Raw genomic sequence first — 20,663 nt, forward strand, 5'->3', positions numbered from 1 at the left:
ACCGCCGCAGGCGATGACGTTGATTCGATAACGTGGAGTCATGCTCACGTCGCTGCGCCCGATCGGCGCGTCCGGTCTCCGCGCCGAGTCCACTACGATGTGTGTGTATCCTGAGGCCCCACGACTCGCCGCAGGCAATTCGGAGGCAGTACGTGGCTGAGACGACGACGAAGACCTATAGCGTCGCGGTCGGCGACCGGCGGCTGCAGCTCTCGTGGGCAGGGACGACCGATGTCGGACGCCGACGCGAGACCAACCAGGACGACTTCTACGCGGAGTATCCGCTCTTCGTGGTCGCCGACGGCATGGGCGGACACGCGGGTGGCGAGATCGCCAGCCAGAGCACGGTCAAGCGTCTGCAGGCCGTCGTCGCCACCGGAACCGTCGAGCGTGGTGCGATCGAGAGCGCCCTGGAACTCGCCGTCAACGACATCGCAGAGCACCCGGACACCACCGACGAGGGTACGGGCACCACGCTCACGGGCATCTTCCTCGAGTTCGCAGACGGAGAGCCGCACTGGGTATCGCTCAACATCGGCGACTCGCGCGTCTATCTCCTGCGGGAAGACCGCCTCGTGCAGGTGACGACCGATCACTCGGTGGTGCAAGAGCTCATCACGGCGGGCAAGCTCAGCCCGGAGGAGGCTGAGGGGCACCCCTACAGCAACGTCATCACGCGGGCGGTCGGGGCCAGCGAGCTGAACGCTCCCGACTACGTCACGATCGACCTGCGGGCGGGCGATCGCTTCGTGATCTGCTCGGACGGGCTCACCAAGGAGCTCACCGACTATGGGATCCAGCACTTCCTGCGGGAGAACGCCGACCCGGCTGCGGCGGTGCAGGCGATGCTCGCCGCGGCCCTGGAGAACGGCGGACGCGACAACGTGACCCTCATCGTCGTCCAGGTCGACGACGACTCGTCCTCCACATCCGGCGAGTAACTCGAATTCTGCCGGATCGTGGCGGCCGGTTGTGGAGAGCGCTCTGGCTGCTTCGCCGATGAGCTCGACTAGGGGGCATGGATTCTCTCCCGATCGTCCTCCCCGCCGAACCCGTCGAGCCGAAACGCCCACCCGTTCCGTTCATGGCAGCGCTGGTGCCGGTCGTCGCGGGAGTCATCCTGTGGCTCGTCACCGGGGCGCTCCTCGCTCTCTGCTTCTCCGCGCTGGGGCCGGTGATGGTCTGCGCCTCCCTGATCGACGGAGCTCGCGTGCGCCGAGTGGCCCGCACCCGGGCGCGCTCCGAGCACGACGCGGCCTGGGCGCAGGCCGAAGACGATCTGCGGCGCAGGCACGCAGACGAGAGGGAACGGCAGAGGCGGCGTTTCCCGGACGTGGCAGGGTGCCTCGCAGAACCGCCGCTGCGCAGCGCTGAACCTCTGGACCGCGACGTCGTCATCGTCGTGGGCAGCGGAGACCGTCCCAGCACGGTGCGCGCCACGGGTGCGGACAGCACGCGGGCGCGGGAGTTCCAGGAACGATGCGGAACGCTCACGGACGCGCCGGTCACCGTGCCCCTGGGTGGGGGAGTGTGCGTGCGTGGAGCCGCACCCGTCAGGGCAGCCGTGGTCCGAGCGCTCGCTGCGCAGCTGTGCCTTCGGTTCAGTCCGGCGCAGCTCGCGCTCACAGGGGAGAGGGACGCGCTCGCGGCGCTCGGCCTCGACGGCTTCCCGCACGTCTCCGCGGCGCGTCACGGGGGACTGAGGGTCCGGATCGGATCGGCGAGCGAGGGCGTGCGGGATGCAGATGCGGTGATCTGCTTCGCGGGCCTCGACGAAGACGTGCCCGATGGCGTCACGACCGTGCTCGATGTCACGGAGCCGCGGCGCGCAGAGCTCCGGACACCGTCGACGGTGCTCCGCGTGGAGGCCGAGGGGGTGTCGTTCGACCAGGCGTGCGGCATCGCGGCCTCGGCGGCCGCAGGGGCCGAGTCCCCGGCCCTTCCCGATTCCATCGCGCTGGCCGATCTCTCCCAGCCGACGTCGGATGCGGGACTCCCGGCTGCGCTGGGGCGGGGTGAGAGCGACGACGTCGTCCTCGACATCGTCGAAGACGGTCCCCATGCCATCGTGACCGGGACCACCGGGACGGGCAAGAGTGAGCTGCTCGTGTCGTGGGTGTCCGCGATCGCGGCGACGCACGGTCCGTCCGAGGTCAGCTTCGTGCTCGCCGACTTCAAAGGCGGTACGGCCTTCGAACCGCTGCGGGCTCTCCCTCAGGTCGCCGCGGTGATCACCGACCTGGATGACGCCGGCGCCAGGAGAGGGGTGTCGAGCCTGACGGCGGAGCTGCGTCGTCGGGAATCCGCACTCGCCTCCGCCGGAGCACGCGACGTGGGCTCCGCCGGTCTGTCGCGGCTCGTCATCGTCGTCGACGAGTTCGCAGCCCTCGTGCAAGAGCACCCGGACCTCGCTGCGGTCTTCACTGACATCGCGGCGCGCGGGCGCGCCCTGGGAATGCACCTCATCCTCGGAACGCAGCGTGCGTCAGGTGTGATCAGAGATGCGCTCGCGGCCAACTGCCCGCTTCGCGTGAGCCTGCGCGTCGCCGAGGCCTCGGAGAGTCGGTTGATGCTGGGCACCGATGCGGCGGCGGAACTCGCCGGCGGCGCACCCTCCCGCGGCCTCGCGCTCGTCCGTCGTCCGCAGGACGCCGGGCCGTGCGCGATGCGGGTGGCGCTGACCAGCCCGGGTGACCTTCGCCTCATCGCGGCGAGGTGGGCGACGGCCGAACCCGCGGCGAGCCCGTGGCTGGCGCCGTTGCCGCACGTGATCGCCCTTCGTGAGCTGCACGCTCATCGGGGAGGCGATGCCGTGGTGCTCGGACGAGCCGATGTTCCCGAGCGGCAGCAGCAACCCGAAGAGATCCTCCTCGTGGGGCAGCAGCGGGGGCTCGTCGTCCTGGGGGCACCAGGCACGGGGCGGACCTCGCTCCTGCGTGCGATCGCGGCGCAGCGCCCTGACGCCCTCTGGATGCCTCACGACGGCGAGGCCGCCTGGGATGCGCTGCACGCGATCGCGGAGGGGAAGCGCGACGCGCCCGCACTCGTGCTCTGCGATGACCTGGATGCGCAGTTGGCGCAGCTCCCGCCGGAATTCGCGCAGGTGTTGGCCCATCGGTGGGAGCACCTGGTGCGCAGCGCCGCCGGTACGACGTTCGTGCTGACGGCCGCACGCTGCACAGGTCCCGCCGGCCGCATTCTCGACCTCCTGCCTGCGCGAGCGCTCCTGCGCATGCCGAGTCGCGTCGAGCACGTCGCAGCGGGCGGAGAGGCGTCAGGGTTCGACTCTGACCGCCGACCGGGGCGGGCGCTGTTCGGCGGACGTGAGGTACAGCTCGCCTGGGTGGGCGAGCAGGAGGTTCCCGCCCCGACGCTCGCTATGGATCCTGCTCCGTGGGCCCCCCGCGCCGACGTCTCTGCGCTCGTGACTCCCGCGGCCCAGGCGGTGGTGCATCGACTGGCGCAGGCGTACCCCGAATGCGAAGTCAGGCCGGTCGCGCCCGAAGCCCCGGTGCGCGGCGACAGACCGGTCCTGCTCGTCGCAGAGGCCGACACCTGGCAGCGCAACTGGGCGCTCTGGCAGCGGGTGCGCGACACGGGAGAGGCGCTGATCCGCGCGGAGTGCGCAGCAGAGCTCCGACAGCTCGGCGGAGTACGGGAAACCCCTCCCTATGCGCGAACGCACGCGGGCCGCGCGTGGTCGCTCACGGCGGATGCGGGTATCACCCGTGTGGTGATCCCTGCGCTCGTCGGTGGAGGGTGACCGGGCTCAGAGGGCGGGCGAGACCCGGACGCGCCCCACCTCTTGTCCGCCTCCGACGACGGAGAGGCCCAGCGAGGCGTCGAGTTCCGTGACGACGTCCTCACTGAGCGCACCTGCGCGGGCGAGGAGGGTGGCTGCCACGATGGTCGACGCCCGAGCGCCGCCGTCGAGCATCTTGAGAGCGGTGGTCGTGCCGTTCGGCGCGACCATCACCATCACGCCTTCAGCGCCGCCCTTGGCGAAGACGCCGAGCTTCTCGATAGCGACGGTGTCGGGGCGTCCGGGGCCCTCGATCGTCCACGGGTTCTCACGCACGGCCCGCACGAGCGAACCGGCGACCCTGTGCAGTGCGAACGGAGAGCGCTCCGAAGCGCTTCCGATGCGATGGATGGCGCGCGCGAGACCGGTGAGCGTGACCGCGTGAACGGGAGCGCCGCACCCGTCGACCGACGTGTGAGCGACCTTCTCACCCGTCAGCCGCTCGACGACGTCGCGGATGTGCGTCTGCAGCGGATGCGCGGGGGCGAGGTACCCGGCGGTGGCCCATCCCGTCGCCGTGCAGGCACGGAGCATGGCGGCGTGCTTTCCGGAGCAGTTCATGCGGATCCGCGCGGGCGCGCCGTGTTCGCGAACGAGATCGTCGCGCGTCGCCGTGTCGCCGGGCCACGCGGGCGGGCAGCCCAGATCGTCCTCGGTGAGCCCGCCCTCGGTGAGCACGTCGCGCACGACGGCCGCGTGCCGGTCGGTGCCCACGTGGCTCGCCGTCGAGAGAGCCAGCTGGACTCCTTCCAGCGGTGCGCCCGCCGTGATGCAGGCGACGGCCTGAAGCGGCTTCAGGCTCGAGCGGGGAAGGATGAGCGCGTCCGTGGCGCCGTGCCGAGCGACCACCTCGCCGTCCGCGGAGAGCACGACGGCGGCACCCGCGTGGCGGGACTCGACGAATCCGCTCCTCTCGACGACGGCGAGTTCGACGGCATCCTGAACAGTGAGTGTCTCCGGCACCCATCAAGACTATCGCCGCCGTGTAGGAGCCTTCGGACAGGTGCGCGCGACGGCGGACGGGCTCGCTGTCCGAGGCCGCTGGCAGACTGGGGGGATGGCAGCTCATCCCCTCGGAGAACACCGTTACGCGCTCACAGCCACCTGGGCCGGCAACACGGGGACGGGTACGAGCGGCTACCGCGACTACCGCCGCGACGTCACCCTCGAGGTCGAGGGCAAGCCCGAGATCCTCGCCTCGTCCGACAAGCCGTTCCGCGGCGACCCGTCGCGATGGAACCCCGAAGACCTGCTCTTGGCCTCCCTGTCGGAGTGCCACCTGTTGTCGTACCTCCACGCGTGCGTCGTGGCGGGCGTGGTCGTGGTCGGCTACCGCGACACCGCATCCGGTCTCATGCGCGAAGACGGTAAAGGCGGAGGCTCCTTCGTCGAGGTCGTCCTGCGCCCGCACGTGGTCGTGGCCGACACTTCGATGATCGAGGCAGCGGAACGCGCCCATCAGCAGGCCAACGAATGGTGCTTCATCGCGAATTCGATGAACTTCCCGGTGCGGCACGAAGCGACCGTGATCGCCGCCGACTGAGCGGGTCAGCGCCGTTCGTGCGGCAGGGCCTTCTTGATCTTCTCCAGCGTGTTCTGCGGGGGAGCCTCGTTGTAGGTCCCCGCCAGCTCCTGCCCGGAGAGCGCGTGGATGGCAGCCATGATCTCGTCGGTGGCCTGTCGGCGCGCGCGGCCGCTCGTCGCGGGGCCGAGCGGCGTGAGATCGAGCGGGCGCCCGAATCGCACGGTCACGCGCTCGCGCATCGTTGGCATCTTCGCGCCGACCGGCATCACCTTGTCCGTGCCGATGAGCCCGACGGGCACGACCGGCGCGCCGGTCTGGAGTGCGAGGAACGCCACCCCCGTGCGTCCCTTGTAGAGCCGCCCGTCAAGCGAACGGGTGCCCTCGGGGTACAGTGCGACCGCGAGTCCGTCGTCGAGCAGCTGGCGCTGCAGGTCGAGGGCGTCGAGCGCGGCCTGACCGGCGCCTCGGCGCACCGGGATGGCGCCGATCGCTTCGAAGAACGTCTTGCTCGCCCAGCCGGAGAAGCCCGTGCCCTCGAAGTAGCTCGACTTGGCGAGGAAGTGCACCGGACGGGGAGCCGCCACGGGGATCGCGACCGAATCGATGAACGAGAGGTGGTTGCTCGCGAAGATGACAGCGCCCTCTCGGGGGACGTTCTCGCGTCCTTCGATGCGCGGCCGGTAGAGCATGCGGGCCAGCGGGCTGATGAGCGTGCGGCCGAGGGCGTATGTGAGTCCGGCGTGTCGGGGCCGGGGCGCCTCTGCGGGCGAGGATACGGGCTCCGCGGACTGCTCAGAGGTCATTCGAACAGGCTACTCCCGGGTGCATTCCCCTGTCGGAATGCACGTGCAGCGCCGCGCCTCCCAGCACAGGCCAAGGCAGATGGGAGATGATGGGGTGTCCCGCCCGCGATCATCGAGGTTCTCTGTGCGCACGCGTCCGCTCATCACCCTGTCCACCGTCGCTGCGGCGACCCTGCTCCTCGCCGGGTGCTCGGGCACCCCGGCGCCCGAGGCGACGAGCACGGAGACGCCGGCCGCCGAGGCCTCCTGCATCCTCGATCTGACGTCGGATGCCGCCTCGGACGCCGTCTCGGTCGAGGGCAGCGGCGCCGATGCGAAGATCACGGTGCCGGCAGGCACCGAGATCACCGAGGCGAAGCGCACCGTGCTCTCCGAGGGCTCCGGCGTCGAGGTCAAACCGGGCGATCTGGTGTCTCTCCGATACCAGCTCGTCGACGCGGTGACGAATGAGGTACTGAGCACGTCGGAACGCGGCGAGGACGGCGTGCTGCCTGCCCTGTTGCCCGCGGAGCAGCCGCAGCAGGCGATGGTCGATCCGACGCAGTCGCCCGCGTTCACGGTCGCGGCAGAGTGCCTTCCGGTCGGATCGAGCGTGGTGCTGACGATGCCCGGGTCGGAAGACGGCTCGCAGCATGCCTCCGTGCTCTACGTCGAGACGATCGACGAGCTTCCGCTGACCGCGTCCGGCAAGGCCGTCGCGGCGACGGAGGGCATGCCCGAGGTCGAGCTCGACGACGAGGGCGCACCGACGATCACCATCCCTGACGGCGACGCGCCGACCGAGACGAAGGTCGCCGTGCTCAAGGAGGGCGACGGTCCGGTCGTCGCATCCGGCGATCTCGTGACGGTGCAGTACCGCGGCGTGAAGTGGTCGGACGGCAGCGAGTTCGATTCGAGCTGGTCGCGCGGCGCGCCCTCCCAGTTCCAGACGACCCAGGTCGTCACCGGCTTCAAGACGGCTCTCGAGGGGCAGAAGGTCGGTTCGCAGGTCGTCGTCGAGATGCCGCCGGCTGACGCCTACGGCGCGTCGGAGGGCCACGAGCTGCAGAAGGAATCGCTCGTCTTCGTCGTCGACATCCTCGCGACCACGCCCCTCGAGCAGCCGGCGCAGTAGGCCAGGGCAGCCGGGGCGGTGTCATAGGCTGGCGGCATGCGTCGCATCATCGTCCTCGGCTCGACCGGCTCCATCGGCACTCAGGCGCTCGACGTCATCCGCGCGAACCCACGGCGGTTCGAGCTCGTCGGACTCGCCGCAGGGTCCAACGCCGAGCTCTTGGGCGAGCAGGCGGATCAGTTCCACGTCGAGGACACGGCACTCGGTGCTGCCGAGGCGGAGCAGCTCGTCCGCGACGTCGATGCCGATGTCGTCCTCAACGCGATCACGGGCTCGATCGGCTTGGGCGCCACGCTCGCCGCTCTGAAAGCCGGCCGCACGCTCGCGCTGGCGAACAAGGAGTCGCTCATCGTCGGCGGCGAGCTCGTGCTCGACGCCGCAGCGCCCGATCAGATCGTTCCGGTCGACTCCGAGCACTCCGCGCTCGCCCAGGCTCTGCGCAGCGGCACGCACTCCGAAGTCCGCCGGCTCGTCGTCACCGCATCCGGAGGCCCTTTCCGCGGACGCTCCCGGTCGGAGATGGCAGACGTCACGTCGCAGCAGGCCCTTGCGCACCCCACCTGGAACATGGGCCGGGTCGTCACCACGAACTCCGCGACCCTCGTGAACAAGGGGCTCGAGGTGATCGAGGCACACCACCTCTTCGACGTCGACTACGACGACATCGATGTGGTGGTGCATCCGCAGTCGATCGTGCACTCCATGGTGGAGTTCATCGACGGGTCCACCATCGCTCAGGCGTCGCCGCCCGACATGCGGCTCCCGATCTCGCTGGCGCTGGATTGGCCGAACCGCGTCGGTGGCGTAGGGGCCCCGCTGGACTGGTCGACGGCCACGTCGTGGAGCTTCGAGCCGCTCGACGACGAGGCCTTCCCGGCGGTCGCACTCGCCAAAGCCGTCGGGCGCGCAGGCACGACCTTCCCGGCCGTGTACAACGCGGCCAACGAGCAGGCCGTCGATGCGTTCCACGAGGGCCGCCTCCCCTTCCTGGGCATTGTCGACACCATCGCTCGCGTGGTCGACGCCCACGAGCCGCCGTCCACGCTCACCGTTGCCTCGTTGGCGGAGGCAGAAGCGTGGGCGCGGCGCGAAGCCGACCGCCTCATCTCCGCCTTGTGACCACATGTCGGCCGGCGGGCCACTCGTGATGTGCGGGCGAGGGGATCAGTCCTCGTCGGCGTACGGCACCGGCCAGCGGGAGTCCGGGACGGGCCATCCGGCCGCCTTGAGCGCTCGACGCGCGAGCTCGCGGGCCGAGTAGGGGGTGCGGACGCCACGGATGTCCCGGTAGTCCTGGTGCCCGGGGCCGGCCCACAGGATGGCGTCACCCTCTCCGACGAGTGCGACCGCCTCGACGATCGCACGTTCGGGCGGCGAGAACTCGTAGATCTCGGCATCCGGGCGCGCACGGCGGGCGCCCTCGACGAGCGTCGCCCTGATCGCGTCGGGGTCTTCGAATCGCGGGTGGTGGTCGGTGATGACGAGGATGTCGCTTCCTTCCACGGCCGTCCGCGCCATGTCGAACCGCTTCGTCGTGTCCCTGTCGCCATCGGCGCCGAAGAGCATGAGGACCCGACCTGGCGTGACGCGGCGCACGGCCGCGAGGGTCTTCTCGAACGCGTCGGGGGAGTGGCCGAAGTCCACGAAGACGGCGGGGCCGGTGTCGCCGGAGACCAGCTGTGTACGGCCGGGAAGGGAGGCCTTGATGCCCCCGTCGCGGGTGAGGGCCGCGACGATCCGCTCCCACGCGTAGCCGCCTTCGAGGAGCATGACGATGGCGAGGCCCGCGTTGGCCGCCATATGCGGTCCGATCACGGGGACAGTGGTGGTGAGCGCGCCGGCGGGTCCCGACAGCGTGAACGTGGTGCCCGTGGCCCGCTCGTCGTCGATGCTCACGACCCAATCGGCGCGTGCGGCGGCATCCGGATCGACGGCGATGGCGGGGGTGCCAACCGTGACCACGGGGATGCCCGCACGCTCGACGACGTGCGCCCCCGCCGGCGAGTCCAGACAGACGACCCCGCGCCGGGCGCGGTCGGGCTGGAACAGCGGGAGCTTGGCCTCGAAGTACTCCTCCATGTCGGCGTAGTCGTCGAGGTGGTCGTGGCTGAGGTTCGTGAAGCCCGCGACATCGAAGACGATGCCGTCCACGCGGTGCCGGGACAGCGCCTGAGCGCTGACCTCCACCGCCACGGCCTCGACATCACGCTCGCGCATCAGGGCGAGCAGCGCGTGCATCTCGGATGCCTCCGGCGTCGTGAGGCGCGAGACGATGACCTCGCCGGCGATGTGACGCTCCGCCGTCGATGACAGACCCGTCACGACGCCGAGCTGTTCGAGGACGCCCGCGAGGAGGTGCGAGACGCTCGTCTTGCCGTTGGTCCCTGTCGTCCCGAAGAGCAGCGGCAGCGGATCGTCCGCACCCGTGCCGTACACCCACGCGCTCAGCGCGCCGAGCACTCCCCGCGGGTCGTCGACGACGACGATGGGGAGACCCGTCGATGCCGCGACGTCTGCTCCCGCCTCATCCGTGATGATCGCGACGGCGCCCTTGTCTGCGGCGGTCTGGGCGAACTCCGCTCCGTGGCGGTTCACGCCCTGGATCGCGACGAACGCCTCGCCCGCACGCAGATCGGCGGTGGCGAGGGTGATGCCCGTGACGGCGACGCCGTCGAGGTCGCCGCGCACGGCACGGGCGAATCGGGAGGCCAGTTCGGACAGCTCGCGCCTGGGCGGGTTCGCGGGGCGGAGCACGGGAGGCAAGCTCGGTTGTTGTTCAATCGACATGTCTCGTCCATGTTCTCACGACGGCGCACGGATCACCGCGTGGCGCCGTCGCCGCTCCGGCGCGCCGGCACTCGGTGCTGCCGCGCCGCGACCCCGAACGGATGCCGGGGCCACGGCGCAGGCATCACACGCGGCGTCGCAGGGCGACCAGCGCGACGATCAACGCCGCGACGCCGGCGACCAGCCCACCCGCTCCGAGCAGCATCCCGGCCGCGTCGGGAGCGGCAGCGGCCTCATCCGAAGCAGCACCCGCCGACGTCTCCGCACCATGAGCCGCGTGTCCTGCGTCGTCCGAAGACGCGTTCACGGTCACGACCGGGGCCGGCGCGTCGAGGCTGTGCGGGTCCTCGCCCTTCTCAGCGACCTGCGTCCACTCCGTACTGCCCTCGACGCAGGTCTGCACGACCGGGAAGACGAGCGTGTCGGGGGTGTCCTCGTCCAGGCCGACCGACATGCTGACGGCACCTCGGAGGTCGATGGGTACGGGTGTGAGGGCCGTGTACGTGACGGCGCTCACCAGCCCGTCCGCGCCGCGCTCGACGTCGATCGACCAGTCACCGTCCATCGTGGGGGCGACCGAGGCGAGCCCGTCGGGGATCGTGATGCGCAGCGACGTGGTCGGTGACGTCTCGCAGCCGTGGGAGAATGCGAAGGTGAGGACGCCGTGGTCCCCGGCCGCCAGCTCGTCGGGGCTGACGGTGACGTGTGCGCTGGCCGATGCGGGGACGGCGATGGCGAGGGCTGCGCCGGTGAGGACGGCAGCGGTGAGAGGGGTGCGCAGAGAACGCATGGTGATACTCCTGTCGGTGATGTGTGCCTGATGCGGGCGCGCTGAAACGCGCGCAGACCGCGAGAGACGCCGTCGAGCGGCGGTGAGGGGTCAGGCGACCGCAGGAGGCCCGCGCCGGGAGACGCTGGACGCGCTGAGTGCGACGGACGGGGCGCCGTCGTCGCTCCGCAGCGGCAGCGGCGGGTCGTTCGGCGCAGGAAGGACCGTCTCCGCACGTCGCAGCACGGCGCGGACCCACCGCGCCACGACCGCGGCGATGCCTTCGCCGTGCCACAGCAGGAATGTCGTGACGGCGGCAGCCAGGGCATGCCCGGCCAGCATCGGCGCATCGGGCATCGCTGCGATGGCCACGGACCCGAGAGCCGGAAGATGGTGCGCGTGCACGGCAGGCATGGCGCCACCGCCGGCGGGCGCGCCCAGCACCTGGAAGACGAGATGGAAGACGCCCTGGCTCACGATCACCGTCGCCGCGGTGCGGAGCCGCGACGCGCGTGGGCCGACGAGCAGCGCCGCCACGGAGATGAGGAACGCGGCGAGGGCGAGGACGAGCAGCGGATGCGGTGCGGGGCCGCCGGCGACCGTGTGCGACGTCGCTGCGACCACCGTCGCCGTCGACGACGCCGCAACCGCGCGCAGAAGTCGCAGCTGGCGGGAGGTCACCGTGCCAGCTTAGGCGCTGCCGGGCTGATTCCTAGGCGCGGCCCAGTAGCGTTGGCACGTGGAAATCCTGCTCTATCTGGGTGGCATCCTCTTCATGCTGATCGGCCTCGGTCTGTCGATCGGCCTGCATGAGGTCGGTCACCTGCTTCCGGCCAAGCTCTTCGGCGTGCGTGTCGGCCAGTACATGATCGGCTTCGGCCCCCGGATCTGGTCCCGCCGCATCGGCGAGACGGAGTACGGATTCAAGCTCCTGCCGCTCGGCGGATTCATCTCGATGTCGGGGATGTATCCGGCGTCGAAGAGCACAGGGCCCGCTCGCGGGATCTTCCGTTCGCTGGTTCAGGACGCCCGTTCAGCCAACGATGAGACGATCGCGGAGGGCGAGGAGGACCGCGTCTTCTACCGCCTGCCCGTCTGGAAGCGCGTCGTCGTGATGCTCGGCGGCCCGCTCATGAATCTGCTGCTCGCGATCCTGATCTTCACGGTGCTGGCGTCGGGCATCGGGCTGCAGCAGGGGACGACGACCATCGCCTCGGTGAGCCAGTGCGTGCTTCCGGCGGGCTCGACGGCGACCGAGTGCGCCGCCGGTGATCCGGAGTCCCCGGCGGCCGAGGCGGGCATCCAGCCCGGCGACGTGCTGGTGTCGATCGACGACACGCCGGTGTCGACCTTCGCCGAGGCGACGGCGATCGTGCAGGCCTCGCCGGGAAAGCCGCTCGACGTCGTGGTGCGACGTGACGGCAGCGAGAAGACGTTGTCGGTGACCCCCATCGAGGCGGAACGCACGATCACGGACGCAGCGGGGCGGCCGGTGCTCGACGCCCAGGGCGAGCCGGTCGTCAAGAAGGTCGGCTATGTGGGGATCGGCGCGCAGAACGGCTTCGTGCAGCAGCCCCTCAGCGCTGGTCCCGAGATGGCTTTCGACGGCGTCGGCAGGGTGGCGGCGCTGATCGTCACGCTTCCGGCGCGGCTGTGGGACGTCGGGGTCTCCCTCGTCACCGGCGGAGAACGCGACCCGAACGGACCGCTGAGCGTGGTCGGTGTGGGACGCCTCGCGGGAGAGGTCGCCGCGACGGACGCGCCGATCCTCAACCGCTTCGCCGTGCTCCTGAACCTGCTGGGATCGCTGAACATCGCGCTCTTCGTTTTCAACCTCATCCCGCTGCTCCCGCTCGACGGCGGTCATGTCGTCGTGGCGCTGTGGGAGGGGCTGAGGCGGGCGTGGGCGAAGGTGTTCCGGCGGCCGCCTCCGGCACCTGTGGACGCCACGAGGCTGGTTCCCCTGACGGTCGTGGTCGCGGTGCTGTTGATCGCGATGGGCGCGCTGCTGCTTGTCGCCGACCTGTTCAACCCGGTCAACCTGCTCGGCGGCTGACCGGGTCGGTCGCTGGACGGCGCTGGGCCGGCGGCGCGGACTCAGGCCAGGGCGTGCGCCGCGAGCCGCTCGAGAGTGCGGATGCCGTCGCGGGAGAGGATGGACTCCAGATGTCCCTGCACCGAGGCGAACCGGTCGCCACGCAGCGCGAAGACGTCGCCCGAGTCGGCATCAGCCGACACCTCCGCGCCGGCCACGGCTGTCGTGCCCGGTGCGACTCGCGCGGTGAAGGTGTTGTAGAAGCCGATCGAGGCGTCCTCGCCGAACACCGGCACCGTCTTCTGCATGCCCTGGTGCGGGGCGTCGAGGGGCGTGAGGTCGATGCCGAGGCGGTCGGCGAGGATCTGGTGGCTCAGGCACACGGCCAGCAAGGGTGCTGCCGCGTCCAGGCGGCGCGCGACGACCTCGCGCATCCGCGCGACGCGGGGACTCCCGGTGTCGCGCGGGTCGCCCGGGCCGGGGCCTGCGACCACGAGGTCGGCGGTGTCCACGGCCTCGTCGCTGACGGCGTTCCACGACTCGATGGTCACGTCGAGGCCGAGGTGCCTGAGCTGATGCGCGAGCATCGTCGTGAACCGATCCTCGGCGTCGACGACGAGGGCCGTCCGCCCGTCGAACGGTCCCGTGAAGTCCTCGCCCTGGGGGTTCAGCCAGAATTCGGCCAGCCGCGCGTTGCGCGAGGCGAGGAGTGCCGAGATGGCGGGATCGTCGGCGAGCCGGCGCGCGCCCCCAGGCGCATCGGCGTCGGCGCGCGCCTCGGCCACGCCATCCCGCTCGATCGCGCCGATCGCACCGAGCACTCCCGCCGCCTTGCCGTGGGTCTCGGAGACCTCGCCCTGCGGATCGGAATGGCGCACGAGCGTAGCACCGACGGGAACGCTGAGCGTGCCGTCGTTCACGTACACGGTGCGGATGAGAATGGGGGCGTCGAGGTCGTGGCCGCCTTCGGCGTTCGGCGTGAAGAGAGCAGCGACTCCGGAGTAGTAGCCGCGCGGCTTGCGTTCGTGACGCCGGATCACGGCGCAGGCGTTCTGCATGGGCGACCCCGTGACGGTGGGGGCGAACATCGTCTCCCGCAGGATGTCCCGGGGATCGAGTCGGCTGCGCCCGCGGAGCATGTACTCGGTGTGGGTGAGCCGCGACATCTCCTTCAGATGGGGGCCGGTGATGCGGCCACCGTCGGAGCACACGGCGCTCATCATCTTGAGCTCCTCGTCGACCACCATGAAGAGCTCCTCGGTCTCCTTGGTCGACGACAGGAAGGCCGTGAGCGTCTCGGCGGTCGCTCCGCCCTTCGGATGCCGGAACGTGCCGGAGATCGGGTTCATGGTCACGATGCCGTCGCGCGCCACGACGTGCGCTTCCGGGCTGGCGCCGACCGCGATGAGCCCAGGGGTCACGACCGCGAACGTCCAGTAGGCGCCGCGTTCGTGCGCCAGCAGCGCACGGAACCAGGTGAGCGCTGCGATGCGGTCGTCGACGTCGATCGCGGCGGTGAAGTCGCGCCGGATGACGAAGTTCGCGCCTTCCCCTCGACCGATCTCGTCGGCGATGACGGTCTCCACGATGCGCGCGTACTCCTCGTCGGAGATGTCGAAGCCGCTGTCGCGCAGCGGCACAGCGGCAGAAGGGAGTTCGGCGAGCACGCGGTCGGCGGCGAGGCGCACGTGCTCCTCCACGATCACGCAGCGCAGCGGTGCGCCGTCGTCCTGGGCGACGAACCCACGTTCCCTGACTTGCCGGTAGGGCACCATCGCGAACACCTCGCACGGTGCGCCGTCGCGGTCGAGCGGGATGTCCGCCAGGCGGTCGACGTCGACGACCTCGCCGGAGAGAAGCTCGACGGAGTCCTTGCCCTCGCGCGCGATGAGCACGAAGGATGCGGCGGGATCGGCGCTGAGCTCGGCGAGGCGTGAGAGGGTCATCGATGTCTCCTGTGCGGGATCGGGCGCGGCTCAGACGAAAAAACCGCCCCGGAAGGCGGTCTGAATTCGTGGAACGCGAACACACCGCCTAGGAGGCGGGCCACCAGGTGAGGTTCGCGTGCATGTGGTGAAAACTATCACACGGCGTGCTCGGCGAGCGGCGTCATGACGCTGCGATCATCCAGCCTCCCCGCATCCACGCGGCGTAGGCTAAGGGTGTGCCAGCAGTGAATCTTGGGATGCCGAAGGTCCCCGAAGTCCTCGCCCCTCGTCGCAAGTCGCGTCAGATCAAGGTCGGGAAGGTGCTCGTCGGCGGAGGTGCGCCGATCAGCGTGCAGTCGATGACGACGACGAAGACGACGGACATCAACGGGACCCTGCAGCAGATCGCCGAGCTCACGGCATCCGGATGCGAGATCGTCCGCGTCGCCGTCCCGTCGCAGGACGACGCTGACGTGCTGCACATCATCGCAAAGAAGAGCCAGATCCCCGTGATCGCCGACATCCACTTCCAGCCGAAGTACGTGTTCCAGGCGATCGACGCCGGATGCGCCGGCGTACGCGTGAACCCGGGCAACATCCGCAAGTTCGACGACCAGGTCGGAGCGATCGCGAAGGCGGCGCAGGCCGCGGGAGTGTCGCTCCGTATCGGCGTGAACGCGGGATCTCTCGACCGGCGCCTGCTGGAGAAGTACGGCAAGGCGACCGCCGAAGCTCTCGTCGAAAGCGCCGTCTGGGAGGCGTCGCTGTTCGAGGAGCACGATTTCCACGACTTCAAGATCTCTGTCAAGCACAACGATCCGATCGTGATGGTCAAGGCCTACCGGATGCTCGCCGAACGAGGCGACTGGCCGCTCCACCTCGGCGTCACCGAGGCCGGACCCGCCTTCCAGGGCACGATCAAGAGCGCGACCGCCTTCGGCATCCTGCTCGGCGAGGGCATCGGCGACACGATCCGCGTGTCCCTCTCGGCGCCGCCCGCCGAGGAGGTCAAGGTGGGCCACCAGATCCTGCAGTCGCTGAACCTCCGCGAGCGCACGCTCGAGATCGTCTCGTGCCCCTCGTGCGGACGCGCCCAGGTCGACGTCTACACGCTCGCGGAGAACGTCACCGAGGGTCTCAAGGACATGACCGTGCCGCTGCGCGTGGCCGTCATGGGGTGCGTCGTCAACGGCCCAGGCGAGGCCAGGGAGGCCGACCTCGGCGTGGCGTCCGGCAACGGCAAGGGCCAGATCTTTGTGAAGGGCGAGGTCATCAAGACCGTTCCCGAGGCCGACATCGTCGCCACCCTCATCGAGGAGGCGAACCGCATCGCCGCCGAGATGGGACCTGACGCCCCGATCGGTACCGCGCAGGTCGTCACGGCATGACGACCATCACCGTCGACGGTCTGGGAGAGCGCCATCTGCGGGCAGAGCGCGCCACCCTCACCGCGCGGGTCGCGATCGCTCACGCGGACCGCGACCGGTCGATGGCGCAGGGCGCATCCGTGCACTCCCTGCTCGCGGAGCGTGCGGTGCGGCTGCGCGACGCGGGTGACGCCACCTGGCATTCCGTCGAGGTGCTCACGACGACCGTGCGGGTCTGGACCGACAAGGACGGCAAGAAGCACCACGATCACGTCACCAGTGGTCTCGTGCGGATCAAGCTGTCACGGCTCGAGCGGGTCTCGGATGTCGTCGCGGACCTCAGCGCTCTCGGCGCGAGCGTGTCGACAGAGTGGGCGCTGACCGAGGCCACCCGTGAGCGGACGACGCGAGAGCTGCGTGCCGTCGCCGTGCGCGATGCCAGGGCCAAAGCCGACGATTTCGCTGCCGCACTCGGCACGACCGTGAGCGGGGTGTCGGCGATCCGGTCGAGCGCAGGCCCCGCGGTCGCGGCGTTCCGGGGTGCTGCCGGTGGAGGGGCGGACGACCTCACCGTGCCGGAGATCACCGTGAGTGTCGCGGTGACGGGCGACTTCGAGGCAGACTGAACGGACCACTCGACATGAAGGAGACGACGATGTCGCAGCCCGAGCTTCCCGCTCCCGTCCAGGCGATGGTCGACGCCATCAACGACGCCGACACCGACGCTTTCGTCCGGGCGTTCACCCCTGACGGATTCGTCAGCGACTGGGGCACCGTCAAATCAGGACCCGAGGGTGTGCGCAGCTGGGCCGGCAGCGACGCGATCGGCGCCGGCGCGCGGATGACGGTGCTCTCCGCCGAGACCGAGGGCGACACCACGCGCATCCGCTTCGGGTGGACGAGCCGCGTGTTCAACGGCGAGTCCGACGGCATCTTCGTCGTCGACGGCGACAAGCTCGCGAGCTTCACGATCCCGCCGGGGCACTGACCGCACACGCCGCCTCCGTCGCCGCCGTTCCTTCAGGAGTTCCATGCCCTCGCCGACCATCGTGTCCTTCGCCGACGGCACCGTCCGCGGACAGGGCACCGTCCAGTACGTCCGCAACACCGCCGCCGGCGTCGCCGCGGTCGTCGACGTCACGCCGTTCCATCCGGTCGATCACACCTGGCCCGATCAACCAGGCGACTCGGGGGTGATCCGCTCGAAAGACGGTGAGGTGCGGGTGAGCGAGGCGGTGATGGCCGCGGTCTCCGACGACGGCATTTTCGCCGTCGGGGCGGAGATCCCCGTCAAGAGGGGGACGGAGGGGTGGACATGGCTGGTCGCGCACCTGCTCGTTGGCGACGCGCCGGACTGGCTCAGCGAGGGGGAGAGCGTGTCCCTCGTCGTCGACGAGCAGCGTCGTGCGGGCCTCAGCCGAGGCCACACCGCGTGTCACCTGGCGTCCCTCGCGCTCGACCTGGCCCTGGCCGATCTGTGGCGCAAGGATCCGGGCCGCGACGCCCTCGGAGCCCCGGATTTCGAAGGCCGCGCGAATCAGAGCAGCCGGATCCGCGAGGACGCCGCGGTCGATGAGTATCGCCTGGGCAAGAGCCTGCGCAGAGCCGGGTTCGATACGGAGACGTTCTCTGCGACGCTCGCGCAGCGGGAGGCCGCGATCAATGCGCGGCTCGCCATGTGGATCGCTTCGGGTGCGCCCAGCGGCATCCATGCCGACGGTCCGACGATCGTCGACCGCCGGATGTGGCGGTGCGAGCTTCCCGACGGGACCGCAGAGATCCCGTGCGGCGGAACCCACGCGGCATCGCTCGCCGAGTTCGCCTCGATCTCGGTCGCGCTCGACCTCAGCGACCCGCAACTGCTCGTGATGACGACGACCGCGATCGCAGCCTGAGTCACCACGTCGCGCGCCGCTTCGGCCAGGTCTCCGCAGCGACCCCGACCGTTCGTTGTGAACTCGTGACGTGGCGCGGTGTGTTTCTCCATTCGGTGTGGAATGCGCTCACGCCATGACCGCATCTCCGCGTGCCGCATTCGCCGCAGCTCTCGCTTCCGTCGCCGTGCTCACGGCCCTCCTCACCTCCTGCGCGCCGACCCCGGCGCCGGAGACCGACGCTTCGCGCACACCCACTCCCGAGCCGACTGTGTCCGCGCCGGCCGAACCTCGCGCCGCCTTCGACGGCGACTGCTCCGCGGTCCTCACCGCCCAAGAGGTCTCGGAGGCGACCGGGGAGACGATGAGCGTGTGGGCGGCGAGCTGGCCTGACGGGCGTGATCGAGCACTCGGCGGCGTGACCTGCGCATGGTCGTCGGAGCATTACCTCGCCGCCACGGTCACGGCACGGGTGTTCCCCGTCGTCGTCATGGATCCCGAGTACGTCCCGGACGACCCGGCGACCGAATGCGACGACGACCCCACCCGGTGCCGTTCCGCGGCGGTGTTCGACGACGTGTGGGTGGAGGTGACCGTCACGGGCGACCGCGCGGCCGAGATGACCTCCGCGATCGAGGGCTTGCGGGACGGGATCGGCGCGCGCGTCGCCGCAGAGCAGGCACCCGTTCCCGGGCCGCGGGAGAACTGGTGGTCACCGGCGCCCACGTGCGACGAGATCCAGGAGGGACTCGCGGGCGGCGAGATCACCGCGACGCTCACCGCGCCGGGCGCCGACCGGCCGGCGATGTTCCTCGGCGGCCCTCTCGAGCGCAGCTGCATGCTCGCTGCCACCGTGGACGGATCCGACTACTCGACCCTGGTCACCGTGCGCGCCGGGGCGGGCGACGCGGTCGAGGCGGTGATCGCGGCGGACGGCGACGCTCGCGTGGAGCACGATGGACACGTCTTCGCCACAGCCGGGGAACAATACGCAATCGACGGCGCCACGAGCGTGCTCCTCGGCGCGGTCGGGCCCAACCTCGTCCAGCTCGAGCGCTATGACGTCGACGGCGGCGTGCAGGCCGATGCCCGCGTCCTGGCGGCGATCGTCGGCGTTCTCGACTGACGCACAGCGCAGGCTCGTCTCCGTCGTGCTCGCCCCGAGCATCCGCAGCCCGATCGCCGGCCGGGACGGCCGCGTTCACACCGGGGCGAATACGAGCTCGCCCCGAGCGATGTCGGCACCGGCGATGCGGAGACTCACGGTCGACCCGGGCGTTGACGACGCGGGCACGGGAGCGGATGCCGTCACGGCGGGATCCGCGAGCTGGATCGTCGCGCGCCCTTCGTGGACGGCGACCACAGTGGCCTCGACGACGGAGCCGATCAGCGGCGAGAGGAGCGCAGCCTCGACGCGGTTGATCGTCTCCGACCCCAGACGAGAGGCCCGCTGCGCAGACTGCTGCATGAGATCGGGCAGCGCGCCGAGCGACTCGCGCGCCCACACCGGCACCTCCTCGCCGCGGGCGACGGCAAGGCAGATCGCCAGCGACCAGCGGTCGACGAGCCGTCGCAGGGGAGCGGTCGCGTGCGCGTACGGCGCCCCGATCGCGGCCTGCACGGCGTCGTCGGGCGCACGCCCGTCGAAGGTCACGTAACCGGCGCCGCGGAACAGCGATGCCGCAGCCTCGAGGACGGGAAGCGTGAGGGGGTCTGCGCGGTCGAGCCCGCGCAGGTAGTCGCCGTACCGCCCCGTCGTCCACGGGCGGCCGAGGGCCACCGTCTGCCGCCGGAACTGCGCGAAGGCCTCATCGTCGGGCTGCGGCATGACGCGCAGCACCCCGACTCCGGCGTCGAGCATGAGGGAAGCCGCGGCCATCCCCGTCATCAGGGAGAGCTGGGCGTTCCAGTCCTCCACGGCGAGCGGGTGCCGGCGCACGATCGCGTACGTGCCGTCATCGGCGCGCACGACCTCTTCGTCTGGGAGGTTGAGGCTCGCGCCGCCGCGCAGGCGCTCCTGTTCCAGGCGCAGCGCGCCGATCTCGGGGAGCAGCGCGGCGGGGCTGTCTTCGCCGCGATCGAGCGCGGCCTGAGTGCTCTCGTAATCGAGCTTCGTCCTGGAGCGGATGAGCGCGCGCTCGAGACGGAAGTCCGACACGGCGCCGGACTCGTCGAGCGCGAACGTCCACACCAGCGCGGGCCGGTCGACATCGGGAAGCAGGGACGCGCGCCCCTCGCTCAGCACGGTCGGATGCAGCGGGATCGTGCCGTCCGCGGTGTACAGGGTCTGCCCCCTGCGCCTCGCCTCGGCGTCGAGCGCGCCGCCGGAGGAGACGAAGGACGGCACATCGGCGATGGCGTACCGGATGGTGTAGCCCGCCCGGGTGCGTGACAGGTGGAACGCCTGATCGAGGTCCATCGACCCCGCAGGATCGAGCGTCGCGAACGGGATGTCACGAAGGTCCAGCTCGGGTTCGGGGGCCGTCGCCGTCGTGGCCTCCGCCATCGCCTCGGCAGGGAACTCCGTCGGCGCATCGACCGACTCCCGCAACGCGGCGAGGGCGGCGGCCAGTTCGGTCTGCGCGGCGGACGGGGCGACGTGCGGTCGACGCTGAGGCATGACACCACACTATGTCTCGCGGCCCCGCTCGTCCGGCAG

General features: G+C 70.5%; 18 protein-coding genes. 11 read left to right on the plus strand and 7 right to left on the minus strand.

From position 1 onward, the window contains the following. Positions 1-152: 152 nt before the first annotated feature. Positions 153-941 carry a PP2C family protein-serine/threonine phosphatase gene (locus AB663_RS10385; protein WP_067198662.1) on the plus strand — a complete coding sequence of 263 codons (789 nt, stop codon included), beginning with the start codon at positions 153-155 and terminating at the stop codon, positions 939-941. A gap of 77 nt (positions 942-1,018) precedes the next feature. After that, the gene (locus AB663_RS10390) at positions 1,019-3,763 is read left to right on the plus strand and encodes an FtsK/SpoIIIE domain-containing protein (protein WP_067198664.1); all 2,745 of its coding nucleotides are present in this window, start codon (positions 1,019-1,021) and stop codon (positions 3,761-3,763) included. 6 nt (positions 3,764-3,769) lie between these two features. Here AB663_RS10390 and AB663_RS10395 read toward each other — a convergent pair whose 3' ends face one another. Continuing rightward, the gene (locus AB663_RS10395) at positions 3,770-4,765 is read right to left on the minus strand and encodes an asparaginase (RefSeq protein ID WP_067198667.1); all 996 of its coding nucleotides are present in this window, start codon (positions 4,763-4,765) and stop codon (positions 3,770-3,772) included. Between the two features lie 94 nt (positions 4,766-4,859). Between AB663_RS10395 and AB663_RS10400 the strand changes: the two genes are divergently transcribed. Continuing rightward, positions 4,860-5,345 (plus strand): OsmC family protein, encoded by a 486-nt coding sequence (locus AB663_RS10400; RefSeq protein ID WP_067198669.1) that lies wholly within the window; start codon positions 4,860-4,862, stop codon positions 5,343-5,345. Positions 5,346-5,350: 5 nt separating this feature from the next. Here AB663_RS10400 and AB663_RS10405 read toward each other — a convergent pair whose 3' ends face one another. After that, positions 5,351-6,130 carry a lysophospholipid acyltransferase family protein gene (locus tag AB663_RS10405; protein ID WP_067198671.1) on the minus strand — a complete coding sequence of 260 codons (780 nt, stop codon included), beginning with the start codon at positions 6,128-6,130 and terminating at the stop codon, positions 5,351-5,353. A 124-nt stretch (positions 6,131-6,254) separates the two neighbouring features. Between AB663_RS10405 and AB663_RS10410 the strand changes: the two genes are divergently transcribed. Next, entirely contained in the window at positions 6,255-7,244 is a 990-nt protein-coding gene (locus AB663_RS10410; RefSeq protein ID WP_067198673.1) for an FKBP-type peptidyl-prolyl cis-trans isomerase, read from the plus strand. Positions 7,245-7,280: 36 nt separating this feature from the next. Next, entirely contained in the window at positions 7,281-8,363 is a 1,083-nt protein-coding gene (gene dxr / locus AB663_RS10415; protein ID WP_067198675.1) for a 1-deoxy-D-xylulose-5-phosphate reductoisomerase, read from the plus strand. 45 nt (positions 8,364-8,408) lie between these two features. Here dxr and AB663_RS10420 read toward each other — a convergent pair whose 3' ends face one another. The 3 genes from AB663_RS10420 to AB663_RS10430 all read right to left on the minus strand — a co-directional run bounded on the left by AB663_RS10420 (position 8,409) and on the right by AB663_RS10430 (position 11,481). Next, positions 8,409-10,031, minus strand: a complete 1,623-nt coding sequence (locus AB663_RS10420) for a Mur ligase family protein (protein WP_067198677.1) — start codon at positions 10,029-10,031, stop codon at positions 8,409-8,411. A 124-nt stretch (positions 10,032-10,155) separates the two neighbouring features. Next, positions 10,156-10,821 (minus strand): YcnI family copper-binding membrane protein, encoded by a 666-nt coding sequence (locus AB663_RS10425; protein WP_067198679.1) that lies wholly within the window; start codon positions 10,819-10,821, stop codon positions 10,156-10,158. Positions 10,822-10,911: 90 nt separating this feature from the next. After that, positions 10,912-11,481, minus strand: coding sequence for a hypothetical protein (locus AB663_RS10430; RefSeq protein WP_067198680.1), 570 nt, complete (start codon positions 11,479-11,481; stop codon positions 10,912-10,914). Between the two features lie 58 nt (positions 11,482-11,539). On the opposite strand from AB663_RS10430, the gene AB663_RS10435 reads away from it, so the two are divergent. Continuing rightward, the gene (locus tag AB663_RS10435) at positions 11,540-12,856 is read left to right on the plus strand and encodes a M50 family metallopeptidase (protein WP_067198683.1); all 1,317 of its coding nucleotides are present in this window, start codon (positions 11,540-11,542) and stop codon (positions 12,854-12,856) included. Between the two features lie 41 nt (positions 12,857-12,897). Here AB663_RS10435 and AB663_RS10440 read toward each other — a convergent pair whose 3' ends face one another. Beyond that, positions 12,898-14,781 (minus strand): chorismate-binding protein, encoded by a 1,884-nt coding sequence (locus tag AB663_RS10440; protein WP_067198685.1) that lies wholly within the window; start codon positions 14,779-14,781, stop codon positions 12,898-12,900. Positions 14,782-14,999: 218 nt separating this feature from the next. Here AB663_RS10440 and ispG point away from each other — a divergent pair, with 218 nt between their 5' ends. From ispG to AB663_RS10465, 5 genes are all read left to right on the plus strand, one after another. Then, positions 15,000-16,151: a flavodoxin-dependent (E)-4-hydroxy-3-methylbut-2-enyl-diphosphate synthase gene (gene ispG / locus AB663_RS10445; RefSeq protein WP_198147855.1), complete on the plus strand. Its 1,152-nt coding sequence runs from the start codon at positions 15,000-15,002 to the stop codon at positions 16,149-16,151. Beyond that, positions 16,148-16,756 carry an SIMPL domain-containing protein gene (locus AB663_RS10450; RefSeq protein WP_067198689.1) on the plus strand — a complete coding sequence of 203 codons (609 nt, stop codon included), beginning with the start codon at positions 16,148-16,150 and terminating at the stop codon, positions 16,754-16,756. Before ispG ends, AB663_RS10450 begins: the two co-directional genes overlap by 4 nt. Before the next feature lie 29 nt (positions 16,757-16,785). Then, positions 16,786-17,118, plus strand: a complete 333-nt coding sequence (locus AB663_RS10455; protein WP_067202593.1) for a nuclear transport factor 2 family protein — start codon at positions 16,786-16,788, stop codon at positions 17,116-17,118. Positions 17,119-17,161: 43 nt separating this feature from the next. Further along, positions 17,162-18,025, plus strand: a complete 864-nt coding sequence (locus AB663_RS10460; RefSeq protein WP_067198691.1) for a hypothetical protein — start codon at positions 17,162-17,164, stop codon at positions 18,023-18,025. Positions 18,026-18,140: 115 nt separating this feature from the next. Beyond that, complete coding sequence (locus AB663_RS10465) at positions 18,141-19,130, plus strand: hypothetical protein (protein WP_067198693.1); 990 nt, start codon at positions 18,141-18,143, stop codon at positions 19,128-19,130. A gap of 75 nt (positions 19,131-19,205) precedes the next feature. Here the strand turns inward: AB663_RS10465 and AB663_RS10470 are convergent, their stop codons facing one another. Further along, entirely contained in the window at positions 19,206-20,624 is a 1,419-nt protein-coding gene (locus tag AB663_RS10470; RefSeq protein WP_067198695.1) for an RNB domain-containing ribonuclease, read from the minus strand. Positions 20,625-20,663: the final 39 nt, after the last annotated feature.

It is taken from the genome of Microbacterium sp. XT11, from assembly GCF_001513675.1.
Classification (GTDB): Bacteria; Actinomycetota; Actinomycetes; order Actinomycetales; family Microbacteriaceae; genus Microbacterium.

Excerpts from the sequence above, each read along its gene's own strand:
- AB663_RS10390 (WP_067198664.1), top strand. The coding sequence starts at position 1,019 with ATGGATTCTCTCCCGATCGTCCTCCCCGCCGAACCCGTCGAGCCGAAA.
- AB663_RS10400 (WP_067198669.1), top strand. The coding sequence starts at position 4,860 with ATGGCAGCTCATCCCCTCGGAGAACACCGTTACGCGCTCACAGCCACC.
- AB663_RS10405 (WP_067198671.1), bottom strand. The coding sequence starts at position 6,130 with ATGACCTCTGAGCAGTCCGCGGAGCCCGTATCCTCGCCCGCAGAGGCG.
- dxr (WP_067198675.1), top strand. The coding sequence starts at position 7,281 with ATGCGTCGCATCATCGTCCTCGGCTCGACCGGCTCCATCGGCACTCAG.
- AB663_RS10420 (WP_067198677.1), bottom strand. The coding sequence starts at position 10,031 with ATGTCGATTGAACAACAACCGAGCTTGCCTCCCGTGCTCCGCCCCGCG.
- AB663_RS10425 (WP_067198679.1), bottom strand. The coding sequence starts at position 10,821 with ATGCGTTCTCTGCGCACCCCTCTCACCGCTGCCGTCCTCACCGGCGCA.
- AB663_RS10440 (WP_067198685.1), bottom strand. The coding sequence starts at position 14,781 with ATGACCCTCTCACGCCTCGCCGAGCTCAGCGCCGATCCCGCCGCATCC.
- AB663_RS10450 (WP_067198689.1), top strand. The coding sequence starts at position 16,148 with ATGACGACCATCACCGTCGACGGTCTGGGAGAGCGCCATCTGCGGGCA.
- AB663_RS10455 (WP_067202593.1), top strand. The coding sequence starts at position 16,786 with ATGTCGCAGCCCGAGCTTCCCGCTCCCGTCCAGGCGATGGTCGACGCC.
- AB663_RS10460 (WP_067198691.1), top strand. The coding sequence starts at position 17,162 with ATGCCCTCGCCGACCATCGTGTCCTTCGCCGACGGCACCGTCCGCGGA.
- AB663_RS10465 (WP_067198693.1), top strand. The coding sequence starts at position 18,141 with ATGACCGCATCTCCGCGTGCCGCATTCGCCGCAGCTCTCGCTTCCGTC.
- AB663_RS10470 (WP_067198695.1), bottom strand. The coding sequence starts at position 20,624 with ATGCCTCAGCGTCGACCGCACGTCGCCCCGTCCGCCGCGCAGACCGAA.